Source organism: Azospirillum sp. B21 (assembly GCF_008364825.1).
In the GTDB taxonomy this organism is placed as follows: Bacteria; Pseudomonadota; Alphaproteobacteria; order Azospirillales; family Azospirillaceae; genus Azospirillum.
The window spans coordinates 347,801-371,422 of sequence record NZ_VTTO01000003.1; the positions used below are offsets into that span (position 1 = coordinate 347,801).

Here is a 23,622-nt window from a genome sequence, read left to right on the forward strand (position 1 = left end):
TTGCGGTTGAGACAAAGTTGGCCCGGTTGGGGTGGTCGTGCTGGTGAAAGGGCGTGGTGTGACGGCGGTTCGCATTTTTCTGGTCGGTCTGACGATCCTGGCCGGCCTGCTGGCCGGCCCGCAGCCCGCAAGGGCCTTCTCGCTGTTCGGCGATTCCACCCGTGAGTGGCTGACCGAGAAGATCGAGGGCGCTGTCGAATCGCCGGACATGCATCTGAAGCTCGGCGCCATCGAGGGCGGCTTTCCCACCGATTTCACCATAGCCACCGTCACGCTGTCCGACAGCCAGGGCGTATGGCTGACCATCGACCGGCTGCGCGTGGTCCTGTCGCCCTCCGCCCTGTTCCTGCGCAGCGCCAAGATCGACGCCCTGGAAGCGGCTTCGGTCGTCGTCACCCGCGCGCCCATCAGCACCCAGCCGGCCGCACCCTCCGACCCGAATGCCCCGCTGCTGCCCAGCCTGCCGGTGGATATCGACCTGGACAAGCTGGTGGTGGAGCGGCTGGAGCTGGGACCGTCGCTGCTCGGGGAGCCGGCGGTGCTGCGCATCACCGGGGCGGCCGAACTGGCACACAGCGGCGGGGCGCTGGACACCACCCTGTCGGTGGCGCGCATCGACGACAAGCCCGGCAAGGCCGATATCGCCGCCGCCTACAAGCCGGACGAGAACACCCTGACCCTGTCGGTCGATGCCTCGGAGCCGGCCGGCGGCGTCATGGCGCGCGCTCTGTCCATTCCCGGCCTGCCGCCGGTGCAGGTGTCGCTGAAGGGCGACGGCACGCTGGACGATTGGGCCGGCAAGCTGACCGCCTTGGCTGGCGAGGCCGCAGCACCCGCCGGCACCCTGAACGCCGATGCCACCATCAAGAAGGGGCCGGAGGGGCATGCCCTGACACTGGCGGCCGGCGGCAACTTCGCCCCGCTGATCGCCGGGCTGGCGGGTGAGACGGTGACGCCGCTGATCGGCCCGAACCCGACGCTGAACGCTACCGTGCTGCGGGCGCCGACCGGCGCCATCACCGTCCGTCCGCTGGCGCTGACCGTCGCCGCCGCGACCGCGACGGTGAACGGCGACATCGCCGCCGACTACAACAGCCTCAACCTGCGCTGGACCCTGCAGGCCGGCCCGGACTCCACCCTGCATCCGCTGGTCCCGCTGTCCTGGCGCGAGGGCGTGGTGGAGGGCTCGGCCGAAGGCGCGCTGAATGCGCTGAACGTCGCGGTGAACGCCACGCTGCGCGATCTCGCCGCCGACGACCCGGCGCTGTCCCGCCTGACCGGGCCGGAGACGGTGCTGGCCGCCCGCGCCCGGATCGACGTCGGCAACGGACAGGTCGGCTTGGAAACGCTGGCGCTGAATGCCGCCGCCGCGCGGGCGGAGGCAAAGGGGACCATCGGCGGCTGGGGCCAGACCGCCGACCTGACACTGTCCGCCAGTGCCGACGACCTCGCCCCGCTGTCGGATCTCGCCGGCCGGCCCCTGGCTGGAGCGGTGGCGCTCTCCGGTCCGGTGCGGCGCGGTGCCGACGGCGTGCTGACCACGGAGTTGACCGGCAGCCTCGACCGTCTCGCCACCGGCACGCCGGCCGACGCGGTCCTGGGCGACAAGGCGACGCTGGCGCTGGCGGCGCGGATGGAGCCGGACGGCGCCATGCGGCTGACCGACCTGACGGTGGATGGCCGCAACGGCAAGCTGACCGGCAACGCCGCTCTGGCGAACAATCAGGTCGATGCCCGTACCACCCTGACGGTGGCGAAGCTGGAGCCGCTGGGCGGCGCGCTCGGCACCCCGATGGAGGGTTCGGCGACGCTGGAGGCCACCGCCCGCGGCCCGCTCGACGCCATCGAGGCGCAGGCGAAGCTGAATGCACGCGATCTCGTGGTCCAGGGCCGCCGTCTGGGCGCTACGGAACTGCAGGCCACCGCTGCCGGCCTGCCGGCGACGCCGAACGGCACGGTGTCGGCCCGCACCAACCTGGACAAGACGCCGCTGTCGCTCGACGGACGCTATGCATTGCGCGAGCAGAGCCTGCGGCTGGACGGGCTTACCATCGCCAACGGGTCGAACCGGATCACCGGTCAGGCCCAGGTGGCGCTTGATACCCTGCTCGCCACCGGGCGGCTGGAGGGCGCGCTGCCCAACCTGAACGGCCTGTCGGAACTGGCCGGCATGCCGCTCGGCGGCGGAGCGACCTTCGCGCTGGCGCTCGACGGCAAGGGCGGCAAGCAGGCGGCCAACCTCACCGCGGATGCCACCAACCTGCGGGTGGACGGGGAAGGCGGTCCGCTGCTGACCGCCCGCCGCTTGACGGCAAGGGCCGATGTCGCCGACGCGCTCGGCACCCCCAGCGGCAAGGCGCGGGTAGAGATGACCGACGGCAATGCCGCCGGCAACGACCTGCGCAGCGTCACAGCCTCCGTTGACGGTTCCCTTGCGAAGGCCTCCTTCCAGGCCAATGCCGCCGGTGCCGGCACCCAGCCGGTCGCCCTCGACCTTGCCGGTAATCTGACCCGGGAGGGGGAGGCGACGCGCATCCGGCTCGACCGGCTGCAGGCGCGCTATGCCGGGGAGGATCTGCGGATGACCGCCCCCGCCACCATCCTGCTGGCCGAGCGCCGCTACGAGGTGAAGGAACTTCGGTTGTCGTCGGGCAATGCCCGGCTGGCCGCCGACCTCGGCCTGAACGGCGACCGGCTGAGCGGCGAGCTGAGCGTCGACCGGCTGCCGCTCGCGCTCGCCAAGCTCGCCAGCCCGACCCTGCGGCTGGATGGCGTCGCCAACGCGCGCGCCTCGCTGGGTGGCACTCTGCGCAATCCTCGGGCCGACGCCACCCTGCGGGTCAGCGGGCTGAAGGCGCAGCAGACGACGCAGGCCGGCCTGCCGGGCATCGACGCCAATCTGGACGCGCAGTGGCGCGACCGCCGGCTGTCGATGACCGGCCGCATCGCCATGCCGAAGAATGCCGGCACCCTGACCGCCAACGCCGCCGTGCCGCTGGTGATGGACCCTGACAGCTATGCCGTCAGCCTGCCGCCGAACGGCGCGCTGGAGGCGGCGGTCAACGGCACGCTCGACCTGTCGCTGGCGAACGACATTCTGGCATCCTCGGGCGACCGGGCGCGCGGGTCGCTGCAACTTGACGTGCGGGCCGGCGGCACGGTGGAGAAGCCGTCACTCGGCGGCTCGGTCGTTCTGGCGAACGGGCGCTACGAGAACCGGGCGTCGGGCGCCGTCATCACCAACATCCAGGCGCGTCTGGTCGGCGACGGCGACGTCTTCACCATCCAGAGCTTCCAGGGCCGCACCCGCAACGGCGGCGCCATCAGCGCCAGCGGCGTCATCCGCCCGGCGGCCCCTGCCGACCGGCAGCTGGACATCGCGCTGAAGGCCGACAATGCCCGTTTGGTGGAACTCGACATCGCGACGGCGGAGATCGGGGCCAACCTGACGCTGACCGGCGGCTTCGCCAATGCGCGGCTGGCCGGGCCGGTCGATATCCGCCGTGCCGAGATCCAGATCCCCGACCGCATGCCCGCCAGCGTCGTCGACCTGAAGGTGACGGAGGTCGGCAAGGGCCGCGCCCGCGGCACCACCCAGGTCTCCACGGCCGGCGGCACCCGCCGCATTCCGCAGCCGGAGGAGGCGGCGCCGGCCGCAACGCCTTTCGTGCTGGCGCTGGACATGACGGTCAATGCGCCCAACCAGATCTTCGTGCGCGGCCGTGGATTGGATGCGGAGCTTGGCGGCAACCTGCGCGTCGGCGGCACTGCCGCAGCGCCCGAACTGACCGGCCGCTTCACCATCCTGAAGGGCAGCCTGAACCTGCTGGCCCGCAATTTCGAGTTCAAGCGCGGCATCTTCGACTTCGACGGCGGACTCGATCCCCGGCTCGACCTGCTGGCGGAGGCGACGGCCAACGGCATCACCGCGCAGGTGGTGGTCAGCGGCACCGCCCGCCAGCCGAAGATCGAGCTGACCTCGCCCCAGGGACTGCCGCAGGACGAGGTGCTGGCCGGCGTGCTGTTCGGCAAGTCGGTGGGCGACCTGAGCGCGGCGGAGGCGGTGCAGCTCGCCCAATCGGCGGCGGCGCTGGCCGGCGTTGGCGGCGGGGGCGGCGGTATCCTGGACCGCGTGCGCCGAAGCATCGGCGTGGACCGGCTGGACTTCACCCAGGGCGCGAACGGCAAGGGTGGTGCCGTGCAGGCCGGCCGCTATGTCAGCGACCGCGTCTATGTCGGCGTCGAACAGGGCATCGGCGCCAACCAGAGCCGCGCGAAGGTCGAGGTGGACATCACCAAGAACCTGAAGGGTACCGCCTCTGTCGGTGGCAATTCCGACACGCAGTTCGGGCTGGTCTATGAGAAGGATTATTGAGAGAGCGGGCGGCCCTCACTCCGACCCGCATCCCGGCTTCAGCGCCGGATCGTTGACGAAGCTGCCGTCGTCAGCTTGCTTGTCAGCTCCGTAATCCGGGTTGGTCCCGGCCGCCAGCGCCGCCAGCCGATGGGCGGTCGCCACGCGGGCTTCGCGTTCGACGGCGCGGTAATGGTCGATGACCTCCGCGCCAAACGCGGTCAGCACGGTGCCGCCCCCATGCTTTCCGCCCACCGCCGCGCTGACCACTGGTTCGCGGAAGATGCGGTTGAGGTCGTCCACCAGCAGCCAGGCCCGGCGGTAGGACATGCCCAGCGCCCGCCCGGCGGCGGAGATGGAGCCGGTCTCGCGGATCCGCTCCAGCAGCGCGATCTTGCCGGGACCGATGGAGCCGCCGCTGTCGAAGTCGATGCGGATCCGCATGCGCGTCATCGCCGGGTTCCTCCCGTCACCGCTCGGCGGTCTCGATCCCGTCGCCGCTCCAGGCGCCGGTGCGGAAGAAGCCGTCGATGCGCTCGCACCACGGGCCGATGTCCAGCCCGGCCGAGGTCAGCCAGTCGCGGTTGAAGTAGGTGCCCATATAGCGGTCGCCGGGGTCGCAGATCAGTGTGGCGACGCTGCCCCGCCGTCCATCCCGCATCATCTCCGCGATCAGCTGGATGGAGCCCACCAGATTGGTGCCGGTGGAGCCGCCGCAGGCGCGGCCCAGCCGGTCGCGCAGCACCCAGACCGCGGCGATGCTGGCGGCGTCGGGCACGCGGATCATGCGGTCGATCACCGTCGGCTGGAAGGAGGGCTCCACCGTCGGCCGCCCGATGCCTTCGATGCCGGACCCGCGGCCGACGTCGGCCTTCGGGTTGTCGTCGCGGAAGCCCTCGAAGAAGGCCGAATGTTCGGGATCGGCGACGCAGATGCGGGTCGGCAGCCGGCGGTAGCGGACAAAGCGCCCCATGGTTGCCGAGGTGCCGCCGGTGCCGGCACCGCAGACGATCCAGTCCGGCACCGGATGCGGCTCCTGCGCCAGTTGTTCGAAGATCGACTGGGCGATGTTGTTGTTGCCGCGCCAGTCGGTCGCGCGCTCGGCATAGGTGAACTGGTCCATGAAATGGCCGTTGCAGGCCTGGGCCAGCCGCTGCGCCTCGGCACAGACCTCCGACGCGCGTTCCACCATATGGCAGCGACCGCCATAGAACTCGATCTGCGCGATCTTGGCCGGGGAGGTGTTGCGCGGCACCACCGCGACGAAGGGCAGGTCCAGCAGTTGGGCGAAATAGGCCTCCGACACGGCGGTGGAGCCCGACGACGCCTCGATCACCGTGGTGCCCTCGTGCACCCATCCGTTGCAGATCGCATAGAGGAACAGCGACCGAGCCAGCCGGTGCTTCAGGCTGCCCGTCGGGTGGGTCGACTCGTCCTTCAGATACAGCGTGATCCCAGGCGCCGACGGGATCGGCAGGCGCAGCAGATGGGTGTCGGCGGACCGGTTCACGTCCGCCTCGATGCGCCGCAGCGCCTCATCGAGCCAGCCGCGCCGGGCGGCGGTTGAGTGGGCGGCGGCGGGGGTGGGGGAGGTCATGAGGTCCCGTGTGACAGCGATTCGCAGGACTCAATCCATAGCGCGGATTGTCGCGGATTGCATCCGGCGCGCGCCTCCCCTGCACGCGCGCCTTGCGGTCGTTCAGCCCTGGCGGATGCGGGCGACGAAGGCCGAGACCTCGTTCAGCATGCGGTCGGCGCGCTCGCCCACCGCGCGGGCCGCGGCAGCCACCTCGGTGGAGGCCTGGCCGGTGGCGGTGGCGTGGCTGCAGACGAGGTTCAGGCTGTCAGACACCGAGCTGACGCCCTGTGCCGCCTCGTTAACGTTCTGGCTGATGTCGCGGGTGGCGGCACCCTGCTCCTCGATGGCGGCGGAGATGCTGGAAGCGACATTGTTCACCGTTTCGATGGCGCCGCCGACCCCGCGCATCGCCTCCACCACCGACGAGGTGGCGTCGGTCATCGCGGCGATCTGCGCCTGCACGTCGTCGGTTGCCTTGGCCGTCTGGTTGGCGAGATTCTTCACCTCGCTGGCGACCACGGCAAAGCCCTTGCCGGCCTCGCCGGCACGCGCCGCCTCGATGGTCGCGTTCAGCGCCAGCAGGTTGGTCTGCTCGGCGATGGAGCGGATCAGGTCGACCACCTCCACCGTGCGGCGGGCGACGCCGTCCAGCTGTTCGATCAGCGCGTAGGTCCGGCGGACATCCTCTACTGCGCGGGCGGAGCCGGTGGTCGATTCGGCGATCTGCTGGGCGATCTCGCGGATCGAGGCGGCCAGCTCTTCCGTGGCGCCGGCCACCGCCTGGACGTTGCCCGACGTGGTTTCCGCCGCGCGGGCGGCGCCGTCCATCAGCCGGGTGGTCTGCTCCGCTCCGCTGCTCATCGCGCCGGAGGTGTGGGTCAGCTGGCCGGCCGATTCGGCAACCGAACGGACCAGCCCGCCGACCGTGTTTTCGAACTCGTCGGCGAAACGGAGCATGGTGGCGCGACGGGCCTGCTCGGCCTCCTGCTCCAGGGCGGCATGGCGGCGGCGCAACTCCTCCGCCTCGACGGCGCTGAGCCGCAGCGTCTCGACCGAGCGGGCGAGCGCGCCCACCTCGTCGCGGCGCTCCGTCCCGCCGACCTGGGTGGCGAGATCGCCCTTGGCGATGCGGCCGGTCGCGGTGCTGATGCCGTTCAGCCCCTTGGAGATGCGCGACACCAGACGGAAGCCGAAAAGTCCGAGCAGGACGGACGCGACCAGCGTGACCACCAGTGTTTCCAGCAGCGTACGGCGGAAGGCGGCATCGACGTCGTCGATGTAGACGCCGGTGCCGATCATCCAGCCCCAGGGCTCGTAGATCGCGGCGAAGGCCAGCTTCGGCACGGGATCGCCGCCACTGGCCTTGGGGAAGTTGTAGATCAGGAAACCGTCGCTGGACTTCGCCGATTCGATCAGCCCGCGGATCACCAGGACACCGTTGCTGTCCTTGAAGTCGGCCAGCTTGCGGGTGCCTTCCAGATCGGCGCGCACGCCGTGGAAGACGTTGGTTCCGTCGAACTCGTAACCGAACATGTATTCGCTGCCGAAGAAGCGCAGCGACCGCAGGGCGGCCTTGGCCTGCGTCTGCGCCTCTTCCCGGCTGAACTCGCCCTTGGCGGCGCGGGCGTCGTAGGACTTGATGATCGACAACGAGGTCTGCACCACCGCCTGGATCGAGTTGCGGTATCCCTCCTCCATGGTCTCGCGCTTGGACGTCGCGGACCAGATACCGGCCACCAGGATGGTGACGAGGAACAGTCCCAGGAGAATCAGGAGCTTCGCCTTGATGCTGTGAAGTTTGTCGATCATCGTCTCGTTCCACCCCAAACGCGCGACTCCGCTGCCGGAACGCACCGGCGCATCGCAGCCCGCTTAAATGATCAGTCCCTAATGGAATGCGCCACTCATACTGGAGTATCGGGCGTTGATGCAATCCCTAACGGTGGGGTAGGGATAATCCGGATGGATGCGTAACCGGATGTGATCGTCACGATCCGGCGGATCGCGTGGGCTGATCGCGCCGGCGGGTTACGCCGCACGGGAAATCTGGCAGGATGCGGCACTATGACACTGATCGCCTATCCGCTGTCGGGGGCCATGCCCGACATCCGCCCGGCGCGCCCGACGCGCGACTGGATCGACGCCCTGCCGGAGCAGTACGGCTACCGCTGCCTGCCACTGAACATCGCCAGCATGCATGGGTGGGAGGTCTGTTGCCCGGTGCGGGTGACGGCGGTCTGGGATGGCGGCACCGGGCTGGATGCCATCGCCGTCACGGCCGATGAACCGCACCCGCTGCTGCCGGCCAGCCATTTCGGCAGCGGCGTGCTGACCTTCCATGTCGCAGCCCTGTTCCGGACGCCGCCGGGCGTCAACCTGATGGTCACCGGGCCGCTGAATCATCCGAAGCACGGCATCATCGGCCTGTCCGGCATCATCGAGACCGACTGGTCGCCCTATCCCTTCACCATGAACTGGAAATTCACCGCGCCCGGCGTGCCGGTGACCTGGGAAAAGGGCGAACCCTTCGCCCATCTGATGCCGATCCAGCGGGGGTTGGTGGAAAGCCTGGAACCGGAGATCCGCGATCTCGACAGCGATCCCGAAACGGCGGCGCAATACCGTGCCTGGGCAGCCTCGCGCAGCCAGTTCAACGCTGACCTGCAGACCCCCGGAAGCACCGCGGCGCAGGAGCGCTGGCAGAAGGGCTATTACCGCGGCAAGAAGCCGGACGGCGGCGACGGCCCGCCCGACCATGAGATCAAGGTGCGGGCGAAGCCGTTTCCTATCAAATGACTACAGCGTGTCCTGGATGCTGCGCACGAATTCCGGCAGGCCGACCTGACGGCGGCGGCGCAGCCGTTCGGCGCGCAGGATCGACTCCACCGCGGCGATGCTCTCGTCCACGTCGTGGTTGACGATGACGTAGTCGTATTCCGGCCAGTGGCTGATCTCGTTGGACGCCTTGGCCATGCGGTTGGCGATGACCTCCTCCGAATCCTGACCGCGGCCGCGCAGGCGGCGCTCCAGCTCGCTGACCGTCGGCGGGAGCACGAAGACGCTGACCAGATCGTCGCGCGCGTTCTGCGCCAGCTGCTGCGCGCCCTGCCAGTCGATGGCGAACAGCACATCCCGGCCGGCGCCCAGCGCATCCTCCACCGCCACGCGCGGCGTGCCATAGCAGTTGCCGAAGACGCGGGCATGCTCCAGCAGATCGCCGGTCTCCGCCATGCGGTCGAAGCGCTGCTGGTCGATGAAATAATAGTCCGTTCCTTCGGCCTCGCCGGGGCGCATCGCCCGCGTGGTCACCGACACCGACATGGTGATGCCGGCATCGCGCTCCAGCAGGCCGCGGGCAATGGTGGTCTTGCCGGCGCCCGAGGGGGAGGACAGCACCAGCATCAGGCCGCGCCGGTGGATCAGGGGGGTGTTGGTCGCAGCCATGGCGCTCACTCGATGTTGCCGGTCATTCAGGTGCAGTCTTCATTCGATGTTCTGGACCTGCTCGCGAAGCTGCTCGATCGAGGCTTTCAGCGACAGGCCGATGCGGGTCAGTTCGACGTCCGCCGACTTGGAGCACAGGGTGTTGGCTTCCCGGTTGAACTCCTGGCACAGGAAGTCGTACCGGCGGCCGATGGCCCCGCCCTCCGCCATCAGGTCGCGCGCCGCCTGGATGTGGGCGCGCAGGCGGTCCAGTTCCTCGCGAACGTCGGCCTTGCCGATCAGGATGGCGGCCTCCTGGGCCAGCCGGTCCTCCGACAAGGTGGGGAAGGAGCCGAGGATGGCGGCTACCTGGGCGCGCAGCTTCTCGCGCAGGGCCTCCGGCTGGGTGGAGGCGCAGGCCGAGGCGGCGTCGACCAGACGGGCGATCTCGTCCAGATGGCCGTTCAGCACCTCGGCGATGCGGGCACCCTCGGCGAGGCGGTTGACCACCAGCTGGTCGATCAGCTTGGCGAGGTCGGCCTTCAGCGCCGATTCGACGCGCTCGCGCGATTCGGTCTCATCCTCCTCCACCGGTTCGATGATGCCGCGGACAGCCAGCAGCGAATCGAGCCGCGGCGGAGCGGCGCCGGCCCCCTCGATCTCGCGGGCGAGTTCCAGCACCTGGGCGAGAAGCTCCCGGTTGATGCGCAGCTGCGACACCGCCTGGGCGCGGTTGACGGTCAGCGTCAGGTTGACGTTGCCGCGTGCGAGCCGCTTCGGCAGCTCGGCACGGGCCACCGCCTCGATGCTGTCGAATCCCGACGGCAGGCGGCAACGCAGGTCCAGGCTGCGGCCATTGACGCTCTTGGCCTCGAAGGTCCAGGAATAGCCGTCGCCGTGCCCGTCGACGCGTGCGAAACCGGTCATGCTGGCAATGACGGGGCGATGGGCGGGCAAGGCGGCCTCACTTGTAAAGCGGTGTCGATTGGTGTCGTGCTTATAAACTCGACGCCACCCCACAACAAGCTCCGGCGCCGGATTTGGACCGACGAGCAGGGCGGAGATTTCATGAAGCAGCCGCGTTCCACCCCCCATTCGATCGTCATCACCGGCGCGTCCAGCGGCATCGGCGAGGCCCTGGCGATCCTCTATGCCGCCCCTGGCGTGGCTCTCGCCCTGACCGGCCGCGACTCCGTGAGGCTGGAGGCGGTGGCGCAACGCTGCCGTACCGCCGGAGCCCGCGTGGACACGGCGGTGATCGACGTGGCGGACCGGGCGGCGATGGCGGAGTGGCTTGCGCGGGTCGATGCCGCCGAACCGGTCGATCTGCTGATCGCCAATGCCGGGATGTCGGCCGGCACCGGCGATGGCGGCGAGACGGAGGAACAGGCCCGGCGCATCCTGGCGGTCAACATCGACGGCGTGCTGAACAGCATCCATCCGCTGCTTCCGGCGATGCGGGCGCGGCGGCGCGGGCAAATCGCCGTGATGGCGTCGCTGGCCGGCTTCCGCGGCCTTCCCGGCGCGCCGGCCTATTGCGCCAGCAAGGCGATGGTGCGGGTCTATGGCGAGGCGCTGCGCGGCGATTTGGCCGGGGAGGGGATCGGCGTCTCGGTCATCTGTCCCGGATTCGTCAAAAGCCGCATGACGGCGGTGAACCGATTCCCCATGCCCTTCCTGATGGAGACCGATGCCGCCGCCCACGTCATTCGCCGTGGGCTGGAGCGCAACGCGGCACGCATTGCCTTCCCCTGGCCGATGATGGCCGCGGTCTGGCTGCTGGCGCTGCTGCCGCCGTCCTGGACAGACGGGCTGTTGCGGCAGGCGCCGCGCAAGCCGTGAGCTTGGTTCTCAATCCACCTTGGCGTGGGCGATCGCCTCGCGGACGCTGACGCCCTTGCGCATGATGTTGTCCACGGCCCGGCCCTGGACCAGATTGATCCCCATCTTGTGGGCATAGACCAGGCTGGACACGCTGTCGCAACGGGCCAGGATGAACTTGCAGCGGTCCTGTTCGGCGATGCGCTCGCGGAAGAACTTCTCGAACGACGGGTCCATCTCCAGCATGTCGTTCGACCAGAAGATCTTGGCGTAGTCCGCGTTCAGGTATTCGAGATCGAAATTCGTCACCCAGAACGGATTCAGCCCATCCACCGCGATCTGGTAACGGCGGTCCTGGGCGAACTCCACCACCTCGTTGAACAGCGGCAGGTTTTCGATCAGGTCGCCCTTCGATACCTCCAGCACCACCTGCCCGCGGAAATCGATCGGAAGACGTTCGTCGAACTTCACGAAGCCGGTGGAGATGACGGTGGACAGGTTGATGTTGATGCCGATCCGCCGCCCCCGCATGAAGCTGAGCCCATGGTTCAGCGCCCGCAGCACCGACTGGTCGAGATTGGCGGTGAAGTAGTTGAACAGCCACTTGTTGGCGGTGATGTCGTAATCGGGGCAGAGCCGTTCCTGAAGAAGTTTGATGGAGATGTAGAGCTCGTAATACTCCATCTCCGCTTCGCCGCCGCCGATGTTGGCGATGCCCTGGTTGAACAGGAAGGGCGACAAATCGAACATCTGCATCGAGCGTTCGAGCTTGCCCAGTTCTTCCAGCGTGATCGGCGGCTTGGTTTCGGTGACGTGGCTGCCGGTCTCGTTCGCCTGAAGCTCCTCGATGAAGCGGATGACGTTGATGAAGTTCAACGCCAGTTCCATGATCGAGTAGAGTGAATATTCCTTGTAGGGATTCGGGCCGGTCAGCGTTGTCTTCGACAGGAAGACCTGTTCGACCGTCTGGCAGACGTCGGTGACGCCGGTCAGCTTCAGCCCCTTGTAGAGGATGATGACGTCGCCGTTGGAGATGTTGAAGGATTGCAGGTAGGACGCCTTGGTCGCCAATTCCTGGATGATCGAGCGCACCATCATCTGGCTGGTCGGATCGCGGTCCTTCAGCAGCGACAGATGCATGTGGATCAGCCGCATGCCCTGCAGTTCGTTCTTCGCCGACCGCAGCAGGTTCAGGAGCTTGTCGTTGTCGAAATCCGGCTTCTGGTCCTTGGCGGCGGCGACGGCGGCCTGTTTTTCCGTTGTGGAAAGCCGGACACGGTCCCGTCCAACCGGTGGTCTGCCGCCAAACCTGCTCATACGATGCTCACTCCCACAACAAGCGTGACGCCTGCCAACCACCCGTATCAACGGCCGCTCGTTGTTCGGCAGCCTTCTTGTGCAGTCCGGCGCCTTGTGCCCGGCCGGAACCACGGCCACGCAAGCGCCGGGAACCCGGCGAATCCTGCGTAGCCGAACGGATTTTAACGGTAACTTTCTTTAAAAAGCCCTTAAGGCCTCGGTCCGGACGTGTGTGGGTCCGGATCGAGGCAAAGAGCCCCATAGGCACCCTGAAGGCGCGGCAATCATCGAAGCGATGCCATCCGGAAAGGTCAAGTTTCCGAATCGACCGGCACGGCCGACGGGCGCGGTTCTCCGGCAGGAACGATGCGGACGCGACGGTCTATGACCGCAAGTCCGATCTTTCCGTGCTTCAGGGCAAGCGCATCATTGCCGAACAACTCGCGCCGCCATCCGTGCATCGCCGGAATGTCCGCGGCGTCATCGGCGGCCAGAGCCTCCAACTCGGAAGAGGAGGCCACCAGCTTCGCCGCGACATTGTTCTCGTCGCACTTCATCTTCAGCAGCACGCGCAGAAGCTCGACGATCGGTTGCAGGCCGGGCGGCGGTTCCTCGCGCGGTTCGACCCGCGGCAGGGCGCTGTCCGGCAGGTCCAGCCCCGCCTGCACGGCGGCCAGCACGTCCGTCCCCTGGCGACCCTCCGCAAAGCCGCGGCCCAGCCCGCGCGTGCGGGCGAGGTCGTCGACGGTGGTGGGGGCGTGGGCGGCGATTTCCAGAAGCGCTTCGTCGCGCAGTACGCGGGAGCGCGGCTGGTCGCGGCGCTGGGCCTCGCGCTCGCGCCACGCCGCCAGTTCCTTGAGGATCGCCATGAAGCGCGGCTTGTTGGTCCGCACCTTCAGCCGCATGTACGAGCTTTCCGGGTCGACCTGATAGGTCGCCGGGTCGGTGAGGATCGCCATCTCCTCCTCCAGCCAATGCGAGCGGCCGGAGCGGGCGAGGCGGCGCTTCAGCTTCTCATAGGCCGGGCGCAGGTGGATCACGTCGGACAGGGCATAGGTCAGCTGCCGCTCGGTCAACGGGCGGTGGGACCAGTCGGTGAAGCGGCTGGACTTGTCGATGCGGGCGCCGGCCAGCTTGGTCACCAGCGTCTCGTAGCCGACGCTTTCGCCGAAGCCGCAGACCATCGCCGCGACCTGCGTGTCGAACAGAGGGTGCGGGATCTGGCCGGACAGGTGCCAGAAGATCTCCACGTCCTGGCGGGCGGCGTGGAACACCTTCAGCACCGACGGGTCGCTCATCAGCGCGAACAGCGGCGCAAGATCGATGCCCTCAGCCAGCGGGTCGATGGCGACCGCGCCGTCGGGTCCGCCGACCTGCACGAGGCACAATTGCGGCCAATAGGTCTTTTCCCGCAGGAACTCGGTGTCGACCGTGATGTACTCGGCCCCGGCCAGCGACTGACAGAAGGCCTGGAGGGCGTCGGTTGTCGTGATGAGCGTCATGGTTGCTTCATACACGACCGAACGGGTGCTTGAAAGTCCGCCGAAGCGCCGGGCCGCCACGCGCTTAAAATGGGACGCGCGGGCGGCAGGGCAGGGGACGTTGCGGGCGGATTTTCCACTCGCGCTTATGGCCGTGCGGCGGCGGTGCTAAACTGTGGCCGATTGGACGGTGTGGCGGCCGGGAGGGGGAAGTTGAACAGGTGAACAGGGCATCGGAAAGCGGTTCACGGCGTTTCAAACGTTCCATTTCGACCGCCGCGGACGCACGCTCCACCCTATCGCGGCTTGACTTTCGCGCGCGTCCGGTGTGGTGTGTCGGACCGCTTTTTCCGCCGGAATCCGCCCTTTTCAAGGTGTTTCGACCCATGCACCCCTACCGCACGCACACCTGCGGCCAGCTTCGTGAAGAGAATGCCGGTGAGACCGTCCGCCTGTCGGGCTGGATGAACCGGAAGCGCGACCATGGACAGCTGCTGTTCATCGACCTGCGCGACCATTACGGCCTGACGCAGTGCGTGGTCGATACCTCCAACCCGGCCTTCGAGGTCGCGAACCGGCTGAAGCTGGAATCGGTCATCACCGTCACCGGCAAGGTGGTGAAGCGCACGGCCGAGACCATCAACGACAAGCTGCCGACCGGCCGCATCGAGCTGCAGATCGCCGAACTCGCCGTCGAAGGCGAGGCGGAGCAGATCCCGCTGCAGGTCAACCAGGATACGGATGCCGGCGAGGACGTGCGCCTGCGCTACCGTTTCCTTGACCTGCGCCGCGAACGCATCCACGAGAACATCATGCTGCGTTCGCGCGTGATCGCCTCGGCGCGCCGCCGCATGATCGATCAGGGCTTCACCGAATTCCAGACGCCGATCCTCACCGCGTCTTCGCCTGAGGGTGCGCGCGACTATCTGGTGCCCAGCCGCAACCATCCCGGCAAGTTCTACGCCCTGCCGCAGGCTCCGCAGCAGTTCAAGCAGCTGCTGATGGTGGCGGGTTTCGACCGCTATTTCCAGATCGCCCCCTGCTTCCGCGACGAGGATGCCCGCGCCGACCGCAGCCCGGGCGAGTTCTACCAGCTCGATTTCGAGATGTCCTTCGTCACCCAGGAAGACGTCTTCGCCGCCATCGAGCCGGTTCTGCACGGCATCTTCGACGAGTTCGGCAGCTTCCGCCGCGACTCGAAGCCGGCGATCGACGGTCTGCCTTTCCGCCGCATCTCCTTCGCCGAGTCGATGCTGAAATACGGCAACGACAAGCCGGACCTGCGCAACCCGCTGGTCATCACCGACGTGACCGAGGTGTTCAAGCGCGACGACGTGGAATTCCGCGCCTTCAAGCAGACTCTTGAGAAGGGCGGCGTCGTCCGCGCCATCCGCGCGCCGAAGGTTTCCGACCGTCCGCGCAGCTTCTTCGACAAGCTGAACGACTGGGCGCGCGGTCTGGGCGCTCCCGGCCTCGGCTACATCGTCATGGAGGCCGGCGGCGGCAAGGGTCCGATCGCCAAGTTCGTGCCGGAGGCGGCGCAGGCCCAGCTGCGTGAACTGGCCGGCCTGGAAGACGGCGATGCGATCTTCTTCGTCTGTGACCAGCCGGGCCCGGCGGCCAAGCTGGCCGGCTTCGCCCGCACCCGCATCGGCGAGGAACTGGACCTGATCGAGAAGAACGCCTTCCGCTTCTGCTGGATCGTCGACTTCCCGATGTACGAGCTGGACGAGGAGACCAACAAGGTCATCTTCAGCCACAACCCGTTCTCCATGCCCCAGGGCGGCCTGAAGGCGCTGGAGACGATGAACCCGCTCGACATCAAGGCCTACCAGTACGACATCGTCTGCAATGGCGTGGAGCTGTCGTCCGGCGCCATCCGCAACCATCTGCCGGAAGTCATGTACAAGGCCTTCGAGATCGCCGGCTATCCGCCGGAGGAACTGGAAGCCCGATTCGGCGGCATGCTGAGCGCGTTCAAGCTGGGCGCCCCGCCGCACGGCGGCTCGGCTCCGGGCATCGACCGCATCGTCATGCTGTTGGCCGACGAGCCGAACATCCGTGAAGTCATCGCCTTCCCGCTGAACCAGCGGGCCGAAGACCTCCTGATGCAGGCCCCGGCGCCGGTCGATACCGCCCGCCTGCGGGAACTGCACCTGAAGCTCGACCTGCCCAAGCCGAAGGTCGCGGCCCCGTCGGCGCCGCAGGCGTAAAGGAACTTCCGCCAGTCTTTGGCGGTTTGGTGAAAAGGCCATTCGGACGCTGGTTCGGGTGGCCTTTTTCCTTGTCAACATACGCGCGCGGGGCTATGTAAGCGCCGTCGTCAAAACCTCACGCGGGCTGGCGGACCCTCGGTTTTACCCCGATGGCCCGATCCGGTGTCTTGGGCCATGGACTCCATGCGCTCTCGACAATGCCCGCGGCGGAGCAACCGGAAAAAGGGATTTTTTCCACATGACCATGCCCACCTTCACCATGCGCCAGCTGCTGGAAGCCGGTGTCCACTTCGGCCACCACACCCGTCGCTGGAACCCGAAGATGAACCAGTACATCTTCGGCGTCCGCAATGGCGTGCACATCATCGATCTCGAGCAGACCGTCCCGATGCTGCACCGCGCCCTGCAGGCCGTGCGTGACGTCGTTGCCGGCGGTGGCCGCGTCCTGTTCGTCGGCACCAAGCGCCAGGCGCAGGAGCGTATCGCCGAGGCTGCCGCCAAGTGCGGCCAGTACTACGTCAACCACCGCTGGCTCGGCGGCATGCTGACCAACTGGAAGACCATCTCCCAGTCGATCAAGCGCCTGCGCGAGATGGAAGAGCGCCTCTCCGGCGACACCTCGGGCCTGACCAAGCGCGAAGTTCTGGAGCTGACCCGCGAGCGCGACAAGCTGGAGCGTGCGCTGGGCGGCATCAAGGAGATGGGCGGCCTGCCGGACGTCATCTTCATCATCGACACCAACAAGGAGTCGATCGCGGTCAAGGAAGCCAACAAGCTGGGCATCCCGGTCATCGCGGTTCTCGACAGCAACTCCGATCCCGACGGCGTGGCCTTCCCGATCCCCGGCAACGACGACGCGCTGCGCGCCATCGAGATGTACTGCGACCTGACGGTCGGCGCCGTGCTTGACGGCCTGCAGGCCGAGATGAGCGCCGCCGGCATCGACGTCGGCGCCGCCGAGGACGCCCCGGCCGAGCAGCTGCCGGAGGACGAGAGCGCCGCCGAGACCGCCCAGGCCTGACCCTGACGGTTCAAGGGCAGCCGGGCCTTATGACCTATGGCCCGGCTGCCTTTTTTATGGGCTGGCTTTTTTATGGGTTGCCACCCGTTTTGACTTTGTGACTCAATCCGATCCGCCTGCCGGATCGCTTGGAAGGAAGAGGGCGCAACATGGCCGAGATTACCGCCTCGCTCGTCAAGGAACTGCGCGAGAAGACCGGCGCGGGCATGATGGACTGCAAGAAGGCGCTGAACGAGACGCAGGGCGACCTCGAGGGCGCCGTCGACTGGCTGCGCAAGAAGGGCCTCGCCGCCGCCGCCAAGAAGTCGGGCCGCGTCGCCGCCGAGGGTCTGGTCGCCGTCGCCACCGCCGGCACCAAGGGTGCCGTCGTCGAGGTGAACGCCGAGACCGATTTCGTCGCCCGCAACGACAAGTTCCAGGCTTTCGCCGCCAAGTCCGCCGAGCTGGCCCTGGCCACCGGCGGCGACGTCGAGGCCCTGAAGGCCGCCGCCTATCCGGGCACCTCGCACACCGCCCAGGACGAGCTGACCAGCCTGATCGCCACCGTCGGCGAGAACATGAACCTGCGCCGCTCCGTCACCCTGTCGGTTTCGGCCGGTGTCGTCGTCAGCTATGTCCACTCGGCCATCGCGCCGGGCCTGGGCAAGATCGGCGTTCTGGTCGCCCTGGAGTCGACCGGCGATGCCGCCAAGCTGGCGGACCTCGGCAAGCAGATCGCCATGCACATCGCCGCCGCCCGTCCGGACGCGCTGGACATCGCCGATGTCGACAGCTCGTCGCTGGAGCGTGAGCGCAACGTCCTGGCCGAGCAGGCCCGCGCTTCGGGCAAGCCGGAAGCCATCATCGAGAAGATGGTGGAGGGCCGCGTCCGCAAGTACTACGAGGAAGTCTGCCTGCTGGAGCAGACCTACGTGATCGATGGCGAGACCAAGGTCCGCAAGGTGGTGGAGAACGCCGCCAAGGACATCGGTGCTCCGGTCAAGGTCACGGCCTTCACCCGCTTCGCGCTGGGCGAGGGCATCGAGAAGGCCCAGTCGGACTTCGCCGCCGAAGTCGCCGCCGCTGCCGGCGGTCAGGGCTGAGACCGGTAAGGTCGAACGCTTAGGTCCGTAAGCCGCATTCCGAAACAGCAAGGGAGCGTTCCCCCCATGGTCGAAACCACCGGGACCACCGCACCGACAGAGGGCGTCCGCTACAAGCGCGTCCTTCTCAAGGTGTCGGGCGAGGCGCTGATGGGTCAGCGCGACTATGGTCTGGACCCGGAGATGGTGAACCGCATCGCCAGCGAGGTGAAGGCGGTCATCGCACTTGGCGTCCAGGTCAGTCTGGTCATCGGCGGGGGGAACATCTTCCGGGGTGTCAAGGGTGCGGCAAGCGGCATGGAGCGTGCCTCGGCCGACTACATCGGCATGCTCGCCACCGTGATGAACGCGCTCTCGATGCAGAGCGCGCTCGAACGGATGGGCGTCAGCACCCGCGTGCAGTCGGCCATTCCCATGTCGACGGTGTGCGAGCCCTATATCCGGCGCCGCGCGGTCCGTCACATGGAGAAGGGCCGGGTGGTGATCTTCGCCGCCGGGACCGGCAACCCATTCTTCACGACCGACACCGCCGCGGCGCTGCGCGCCTCGGAAATGGGCTGCGACGGTCTGCTGAAGGGCACGCAGGTCGACGGGGTCTACACCGCCGATCCGAAAAAGGATCCGTCAGCCCAACATTACGAACGCCTCACCTACATGGATGTCCTGACCAAGGAACTGCAGGTGATGGACGCTTCGGCGATCGCGCTGTCGCGCGAGAACCACATTCCCATTCTCGTTTTCTCGATCCACACGCCCGGCGCCTTCGCCGAAGTGATGCAGGGCCGTGGCAAGCACACCATCATAACGGAAGAAAGGGAGTAGGCCCGTGGCTGCGCCCGACCTATCGGATCTGAAGCGCCGCATGGAAGGCGCGCTCGAATCGTTTCGCAAGGAATTGGGCGGTCTGCGCACCGGCCGCGCCTCGTCCAACCTGCTGGAACCGGTGATGGTGGAGGCCTATGGCAGCCGCATGCACCTGCGCGAGGTGGCGACCGTCTCCGTTCCGGAGCCGCGCCTGATCTCCGTGCAGGTGTGGGACCGCGGCATGACCAAGGCGGTCGAGAAGGCCATCCGCGACAGCGGCCTGGGCCTGAACCCGCAGGCCGAGGGTCAGGTCATCCGCGTGCCGCTGCCCGACCTGACGCAGGAGCGCCGCGCCGAACTGGCGAAGGTCGCCCACAAATACGCCGAGCAGTGCCGTGTCGCTATCCGCAACATCCGTCGCGACGGCATGGACGGCTTGAAGAAGGCCGAGAAGGCCAGCGAAATCACCCAGGACGAGCACAAGGTCCAATCGGACAAGGTGCAGGTTCTGACTGACCAGCACATCAAGATGGTCGACGATTCGCTTGCGCAAAAAGAAAAGGAAATCATGCAGGTCTGATCCGGAATGCGCGAAGCGGACGACAACCGGTCCTACACGGCCCCTGGGCACGTCGCCATCATCATGGATGGCAACGGGCGTTGGGCCAAGGCGCGCGGCTTGCCGCGCACCGCCGGTCACAAGAAGGGCGTGGACGCCGTCCGCCGCACCGTGGAAGCGGCGCGCGAACTTGGCATCGGCACTCTGACGATCTTCAGCTTCTCCTCGGAGAACTGGCGCCGGCCGGAAGAGGAGATCAGCGACCTGATGGGTCTGCTGCGCTTCTACCTGCGCAGCGAGGTCGCCGAACTGCACCGGGCGGGCATCCGCCTGCGGGTGATCGGCGACCGCAAGCGGCTGTCGGACGACATCAACCGCTTGATCGCCAACGCGGAAGAGATGACGCGCGACAACCGGGTGATGACGCTGGTCGTCGCCCTCAGCTATGGCTCGCGGCTGGAGATCGTCCATGCGGCGCGCCGGCTGGCGGAAGAGGTGGCGGCGGGGCGCCTGTCGCCCGACGCCATCGACGAGAACACGTTGTCGGCCCGGCTCTATACCGCCGACATTCCCGACCCCGACCTGATCATCCGCACCAGCGGCGAGAAGCGGATCAGCAATTTCCTGCTATGGCAGGCGGCCTATGCCGAGCTGGTCTTCGTGGACACACTCTGGCCCGATTTCACCAAGCGCGATCTGGAGGCGGCGATTGAAGAGTTCCACCGACGGGAACGCCGCTTCGGCGCCACCACCGCCGGGTCCCGCTGACGCCCAGGCTGCGGCTTCGGCCACTCCGCCGGTGAAGCCTTCCAGGGCGGGGGACCTGAAGGTCCGCGCCCTCTCGGCGCTTGTCATGGCGCCAGTCGTGCTGGGCGCCGTCTGGCTCGGCGGCTGGGTGTTCCATGCGCTCATTGCCTTCGGATCGGTGGTGGCCGTTTCCGAATGGACCAACATCGTCCCCAGCGCCCGCCGCCTGCCAGCCCGGCTGATGGCCGCGATCGGCATCGCCGTCGCACTGATGGCCCAGATCGCCGCGGGACCTGCCGCCGGGCTGGGCGTCGCTGCGGCCTTCTCCGTTCTGACGGCCATCGTCGGGGGTGGCAGCGACCGCAACCTGCTGGGGTTCGGCGTCTTCTACGTCGCCGCCGGCATGGCGGGGCTCATCTGGCTGCGTGATCTGCCGGATGTTGGGCTGTCGCTGTTCCTCTTCGTCCTGTTCGCCATCTGGGCGACCGACATCGGCGCCTATGCCGCCGGCCGTAGCATCGGCGGTCCGAAACTGGCTCCCCGCATCAGCCCGAAGAAGACCTGGGCCGGACTGATCGGTGGCATGCTGTCTTCCGCCCTGTTCGGCTGGCTGGTGGCTCTTGCCTTCGGCACCGCGCGTCCGGACATCGCCATTCTGGTGGGTGCCGCGGTTGCGGTGGTGGGGCAGGCGGGCGACCTGTTCGAATCGGCGGTCAAGCGGCGTTACAACGTGAAGGACAGCGGCCAGCTCATTCCCGGGCATGGCGGCATCCTCGACCGCATCGACGGGCTTCTGGCCGCGGCCCCGGTGCTGGCCTTGTTCCACGCGGCCGTTGGAACGGTTCTCTCATGGTGGTGAAGGCGGAGGCGGCGCCGGGTGCGCCGCGCATCGTGACGATCCTCGGTTCCACCGGTTCGGTCGGCACGCAGACCGTGGACCTCGTCTCCCGCGATCCGGAGCGCTTCCCGGTCGAGGCGCTGACCGCCAACCGCAACGCCACCCTGCTGGCCAAGCAGGCTCGTGATCTTAATGCCCGTCTTGCCGTCGTCGCGGACCCCTCAGCCTATGCCGAGTTGAAGGATCTGCTGTCCGGTACCGGCATCGAGGTCGCCGCCGGTGCCGCGGCGGTGGCCCACGCCGCCGAGCGGCCGGCCGACTGGGTGATGTCTGCGATCGTGGGCGCGGCGGGGCTGGAGCCGACGCTCGCCGCCGTGCGCCGGGGCGCCATCGTCGCCTTCGCCAACAAGGAGACGCTGGTCTGCGCCGGCTCACTGATGATGGAGGAGGTAAAGGCGCATGGCGCCACGCTGCTGCCGGTCGACAGCGAGCATTCCGCCATCTATCAGGTCTTCGATTTCGAGAGGACCGACAGCATCGCCCGCCTCATTCTTACCGCGTCCGGCGGTCCATTCCGCACCAAGGACCGTACCTTCATGGCGGCGGCGACGCGGGAGCAGGCGGTGGCCCATCCGACCTGGGATATGGGCGCCAAGATCTCGGTCGACAGCGCCACGATGATGAACAAGGGGCTGGAGCTGATCGAGGCTCATTTCCTGTTCGGCATCCCGGAGGAGCGGATCGACGTCCTGGTCCATCCGCAGTCGGTCATCCATTCGTTGGTCGAGTATGTCGACGGCTCGGTGCTGGCGCAGCTCGGCACGCCGGACATGCGCACGCCCATCGCCTATGCGCTGGGCTGGCCCGCCCGCATCGCCACTCCGGCGGAACGGCTGGATCTGGTCAAGGCCGCGACCCTGACCTTCGAGGCGCCGGATCCCGTACGTTTCCCGGCACTTCGGCTGGCCCGGGCCGCCTTGCAAAGCGGTGGGGGCGCTCCTACTATACTCAGTGCCGCCAATGAGGTGGCTGTTCAGGCGTTTCTCGACCGCCGGATCGGCTTCCTCGACATCGAACGGATCGTCGAGGAGACGTTGACGGCGTTGCCCCACCGCCCGCTGCGCGATCTCGCCGCCGTGCGGGAGGCCGACGCGGACGCCAGGCGGATTGCCGCCGGCCGCATTCAGGCCACAGGTGCGACGGCGGTTGGCAGCCGATGATCCGCATTCGAGGCGCTGGAAGGCGCAAGGGTTGAAATGGACGTAATCGGCGGTTTCTGGACCTCGGTGCTGGCTTTCCTGCTGGTGCTCACCGTGCTCGTCTTCGTGCACGAGCTTGGTCACTATCTGGTCGCGCGGCGCAACGGCGTGCGGATCGAGACCTTCTCCATCGGCTTTGGGCCGGAGCTGTTTGGCTTCACCGACCGCGCCGGCACGCGCTGGAAGTTCAGCGCGCTGCCGCTCGGCGGCTACGTCAAGATGTTCGGCGACGCCGACCCCGCCAGCACGCCCGGCGCCCACCTGTCGGGAATGACGGAGGAGGAGCGGGCTGTCTCCTTCCACCACAAGCGGGTGGGGCAGCGCGCCGCCATCGTCGCCGCCGGGCCGATCGCCAACTTCCTGTTCTCCATCGTCGTGCTGGCGGTGCTGTTCATGACGGCGGGGCAATCCTTTACTCCGCCCGACGTCGGCGGCATCCAGCCCGGCAGCGCCGCCGAGCGCGCCGGCATCCAGCCGGGCGACCTGATCCTGTCGGTCGATGGGACGAGTGTTCAGCGGTTCGAGGAAATCCGGCAGATCGTTTCCATCCGGCCGGGTCAGCCGCTCGCGATCGAACTGAAGCGCGACGACCGGCTGATGACGGTCACCGCGACGCCGGATTCGCAGTCCGTCACCGACCGACTCGGCAACAGCCATCAGATCGGCCTGCTCGGCATCAGCCGCGGCAGCGTCGGAATGATGCGCCACGACCCGCTGACCGCGGTCTGGCAGGCGGGACGAGAAGTCGCAGGCATGATCACCGGCACCTTCACCGCGCTGGGCCAGATGGTCCAGGGATCGCGGGGGACGGAAGAGCTGGGGGGGCCGCTGCGCATCGCCCAGATGTCGGGCGAGGTGGCGCAATCCGGCTGGTATCCGCTGATCTGGTTCATGACCTTCCTGTCGGTGAACCTGGGGCTGATCAACCTCTTCCCGGTGCCGATGCTGGACGGCGGCCACCTGCTGTTCTACGCCTTCGAAAAGCTGCGCGGGCGGCCGCTTGGAGCGAGAGCGCAAGAATACGGTTTCCGAATTGGATTGGCCTTGGTATTAACGCTCATGGTCTTCGCCACGTGGAACGACCTGGTTCAACTGCGCGTGGTCGATTTCTTCCGGGGACTGGTCTCCTAAAGCCAGCC

The 23,622-nt window shown here is 67.6% G+C and carries 19 protein-coding genes; 12 read left to right on the forward strand and 7 right to left on the reverse strand.

The annotated features are described in order from the left end of the window. Positions 1 to 43 precede the first annotated feature (43 nt). Positions 44 to 4,375, forward strand: a complete 4,332-nt coding sequence (locus FZ983_RS09820) for a translocation/assembly module TamB domain-containing protein (protein ID WP_247883692.1) — start codon at positions 44 to 46, stop codon at positions 4,373 to 4,375. A 15-nt stretch (positions 4,376 to 4,390) separates the two neighbouring features. Here the strand turns inward: FZ983_RS09820 and FZ983_RS09825 are convergent, their stop codons facing one another. The 3 genes from FZ983_RS09825 to FZ983_RS09835 form a co-directional block, all read right to left on the reverse strand. After that, a complete protein-coding gene (locus FZ983_RS09825) occupies positions 4,391 to 4,807 on the reverse strand; it encodes a winged helix-turn-helix domain-containing protein (protein WP_149223375.1) in 417 nt (138 codons plus the stop codon). A 16-nt stretch (positions 4,808 to 4,823) separates the two neighbouring features. After that, positions 4,824 to 5,951, reverse strand: coding sequence for a PLP-dependent cysteine synthase family protein (locus FZ983_RS09830; RefSeq protein WP_149223376.1), 1,128 nt, complete (start codon positions 5,949 to 5,951; stop codon positions 4,824 to 4,826). Between the two features lie 102 nt (positions 5,952 to 6,053). Then, positions 6,054 to 7,742 carry a cache domain-containing protein gene (locus tag FZ983_RS09835; protein ID WP_149223377.1) on the reverse strand — a complete coding sequence of 563 codons (1,689 nt, stop codon included), beginning with the start codon at positions 7,740 to 7,742 and terminating at the stop codon, positions 6,054 to 6,056. Between the two features lie 255 nt (positions 7,743 to 7,997). Between FZ983_RS09835 and FZ983_RS09840 the strand changes: the two genes are divergently transcribed. Then, complete coding sequence (locus tag FZ983_RS09840) at positions 7,998 to 8,729, forward strand: DUF6065 family protein (protein WP_149223378.1); 732 nt, start codon at positions 7,998 to 8,000, stop codon at positions 8,727 to 8,729. On the opposite strand, the gene gmk is transcribed toward FZ983_RS09840, so the two are convergent. Continuing rightward, positions 8,730 to 9,377 (reverse strand): guanylate kinase, encoded by a 648-nt coding sequence (gene gmk, locus FZ983_RS09845; RefSeq protein WP_149223379.1) that lies wholly within the window; start codon positions 9,375 to 9,377, stop codon positions 8,730 to 8,732. A gap of 39 nt (positions 9,378 to 9,416) precedes the next feature. Next, positions 9,417 to 10,283: a YicC/YloC family endoribonuclease gene (locus FZ983_RS09850; protein WP_149223380.1), complete on the reverse strand. Its 867-nt coding sequence runs from the start codon at positions 10,281 to 10,283 to the stop codon at positions 9,417 to 9,419. A gap of 141 nt (positions 10,284 to 10,424) precedes the next feature. Between FZ983_RS09850 and FZ983_RS09855 the strand changes: the two genes are divergently transcribed. Then, on the forward strand, positions 10,425 to 11,198 hold the full coding sequence (locus FZ983_RS09855; protein ID WP_149223381.1) for an SDR family NAD(P)-dependent oxidoreductase: 774 nt from the start codon (positions 10,425 to 10,427) through the stop codon (positions 11,196 to 11,198). Positions 11,199 to 11,207: 9 nt separating this feature from the next. Here the strand turns inward: FZ983_RS09855 and FZ983_RS09860 are convergent, their stop codons facing one another. Together FZ983_RS09860 and rnd are read right to left on the reverse strand one after the other, a co-directional pair. Beyond that, the gene (locus FZ983_RS09860; RefSeq protein WP_149223382.1) at positions 11,208 to 12,494 is read right to left on the reverse strand and encodes an EAL domain-containing protein; all 1,287 of its coding nucleotides are present in this window, start codon (positions 12,492 to 12,494) and stop codon (positions 11,208 to 11,210) included. 293 nt (positions 12,495 to 12,787) lie between these two features. Beyond that, positions 12,788 to 13,978 carry a ribonuclease D gene (rnd, locus tag FZ983_RS09865; RefSeq protein WP_149223383.1) on the reverse strand — a complete coding sequence of 397 codons (1,191 nt, stop codon included), beginning with the start codon at positions 13,976 to 13,978 and terminating at the stop codon, positions 12,788 to 12,790. Positions 13,979 to 14,343: 365 nt separating this feature from the next. Between rnd and aspS the strand changes: the two genes are divergently transcribed. The 9 genes from aspS (at position 14,344) to rseP (ending at position 23,614) form a co-directional block, all read left to right on the forward strand. After that, positions 14,344 to 16,170, forward strand: a complete 1,827-nt coding sequence (aspS, locus tag FZ983_RS09870) for an aspartate--tRNA ligase (protein WP_149223384.1) — start codon at positions 14,344 to 14,346, stop codon at positions 16,168 to 16,170. Between the two features lie 241 nt (positions 16,171 to 16,411). After that, a complete protein-coding gene (gene rpsB, locus FZ983_RS09875) occupies positions 16,412 to 17,194 on the forward strand; it encodes a 30S ribosomal protein S2 (RefSeq protein ID WP_149223385.1) in 783 nt (260 codons plus the stop codon). Between the two features lie 149 nt (positions 17,195 to 17,343). Continuing rightward, positions 17,344 to 18,276: a translation elongation factor Ts gene (gene tsf / locus FZ983_RS09880; RefSeq protein WP_149223386.1), complete on the forward strand. Its 933-nt coding sequence runs from the start codon at positions 17,344 to 17,346 to the stop codon at positions 18,274 to 18,276. 66 nt (positions 18,277 to 18,342) lie between these two features. Then, positions 18,343 to 19,098, forward strand: coding sequence for a UMP kinase (gene pyrH, locus FZ983_RS09885; RefSeq protein ID WP_149223387.1), 756 nt, complete (start codon positions 18,343 to 18,345; stop codon positions 19,096 to 19,098). 4 nt (positions 19,099 to 19,102) lie between these two features. Then, entirely contained in the window at positions 19,103 to 19,660 is a 558-nt protein-coding gene (gene frr, locus FZ983_RS09890; protein WP_081505908.1) for a ribosome recycling factor, read from the forward strand. Positions 19,661 to 19,666: 6 nt separating this feature from the next. After that, a complete protein-coding gene (locus tag FZ983_RS09895) occupies positions 19,667 to 20,407 on the forward strand; it encodes an isoprenyl transferase (RefSeq protein ID WP_149223388.1) in 741 nt (246 codons plus the stop codon). Between the two features lie 31 nt (positions 20,408 to 20,438). Beyond that, positions 20,439 to 21,245: a phosphatidate cytidylyltransferase gene (locus FZ983_RS09900; protein WP_348771047.1), complete on the forward strand. Its 807-nt coding sequence runs from the start codon at positions 20,439 to 20,441 to the stop codon at positions 21,243 to 21,245. Beyond that, the gene (locus tag FZ983_RS09905) at positions 21,236 to 22,444 is read left to right on the forward strand and encodes a 1-deoxy-D-xylulose-5-phosphate reductoisomerase (RefSeq protein WP_149223390.1); all 1,209 of its coding nucleotides are present in this window, start codon (positions 21,236 to 21,238) and stop codon (positions 22,442 to 22,444) included. Before FZ983_RS09900 ends, FZ983_RS09905 begins: the two co-directional genes overlap by 10 nt. 36 nt (positions 22,445 to 22,480) lie before the next feature. Continuing rightward, complete coding sequence (gene rseP, locus FZ983_RS09910) at positions 22,481 to 23,614, forward strand: RIP metalloprotease RseP (RefSeq protein WP_149223391.1); 1,134 nt, start codon at positions 22,481 to 22,483, stop codon at positions 23,612 to 23,614. Positions 23,615 to 23,622 lie beyond the last annotated feature (8 nt).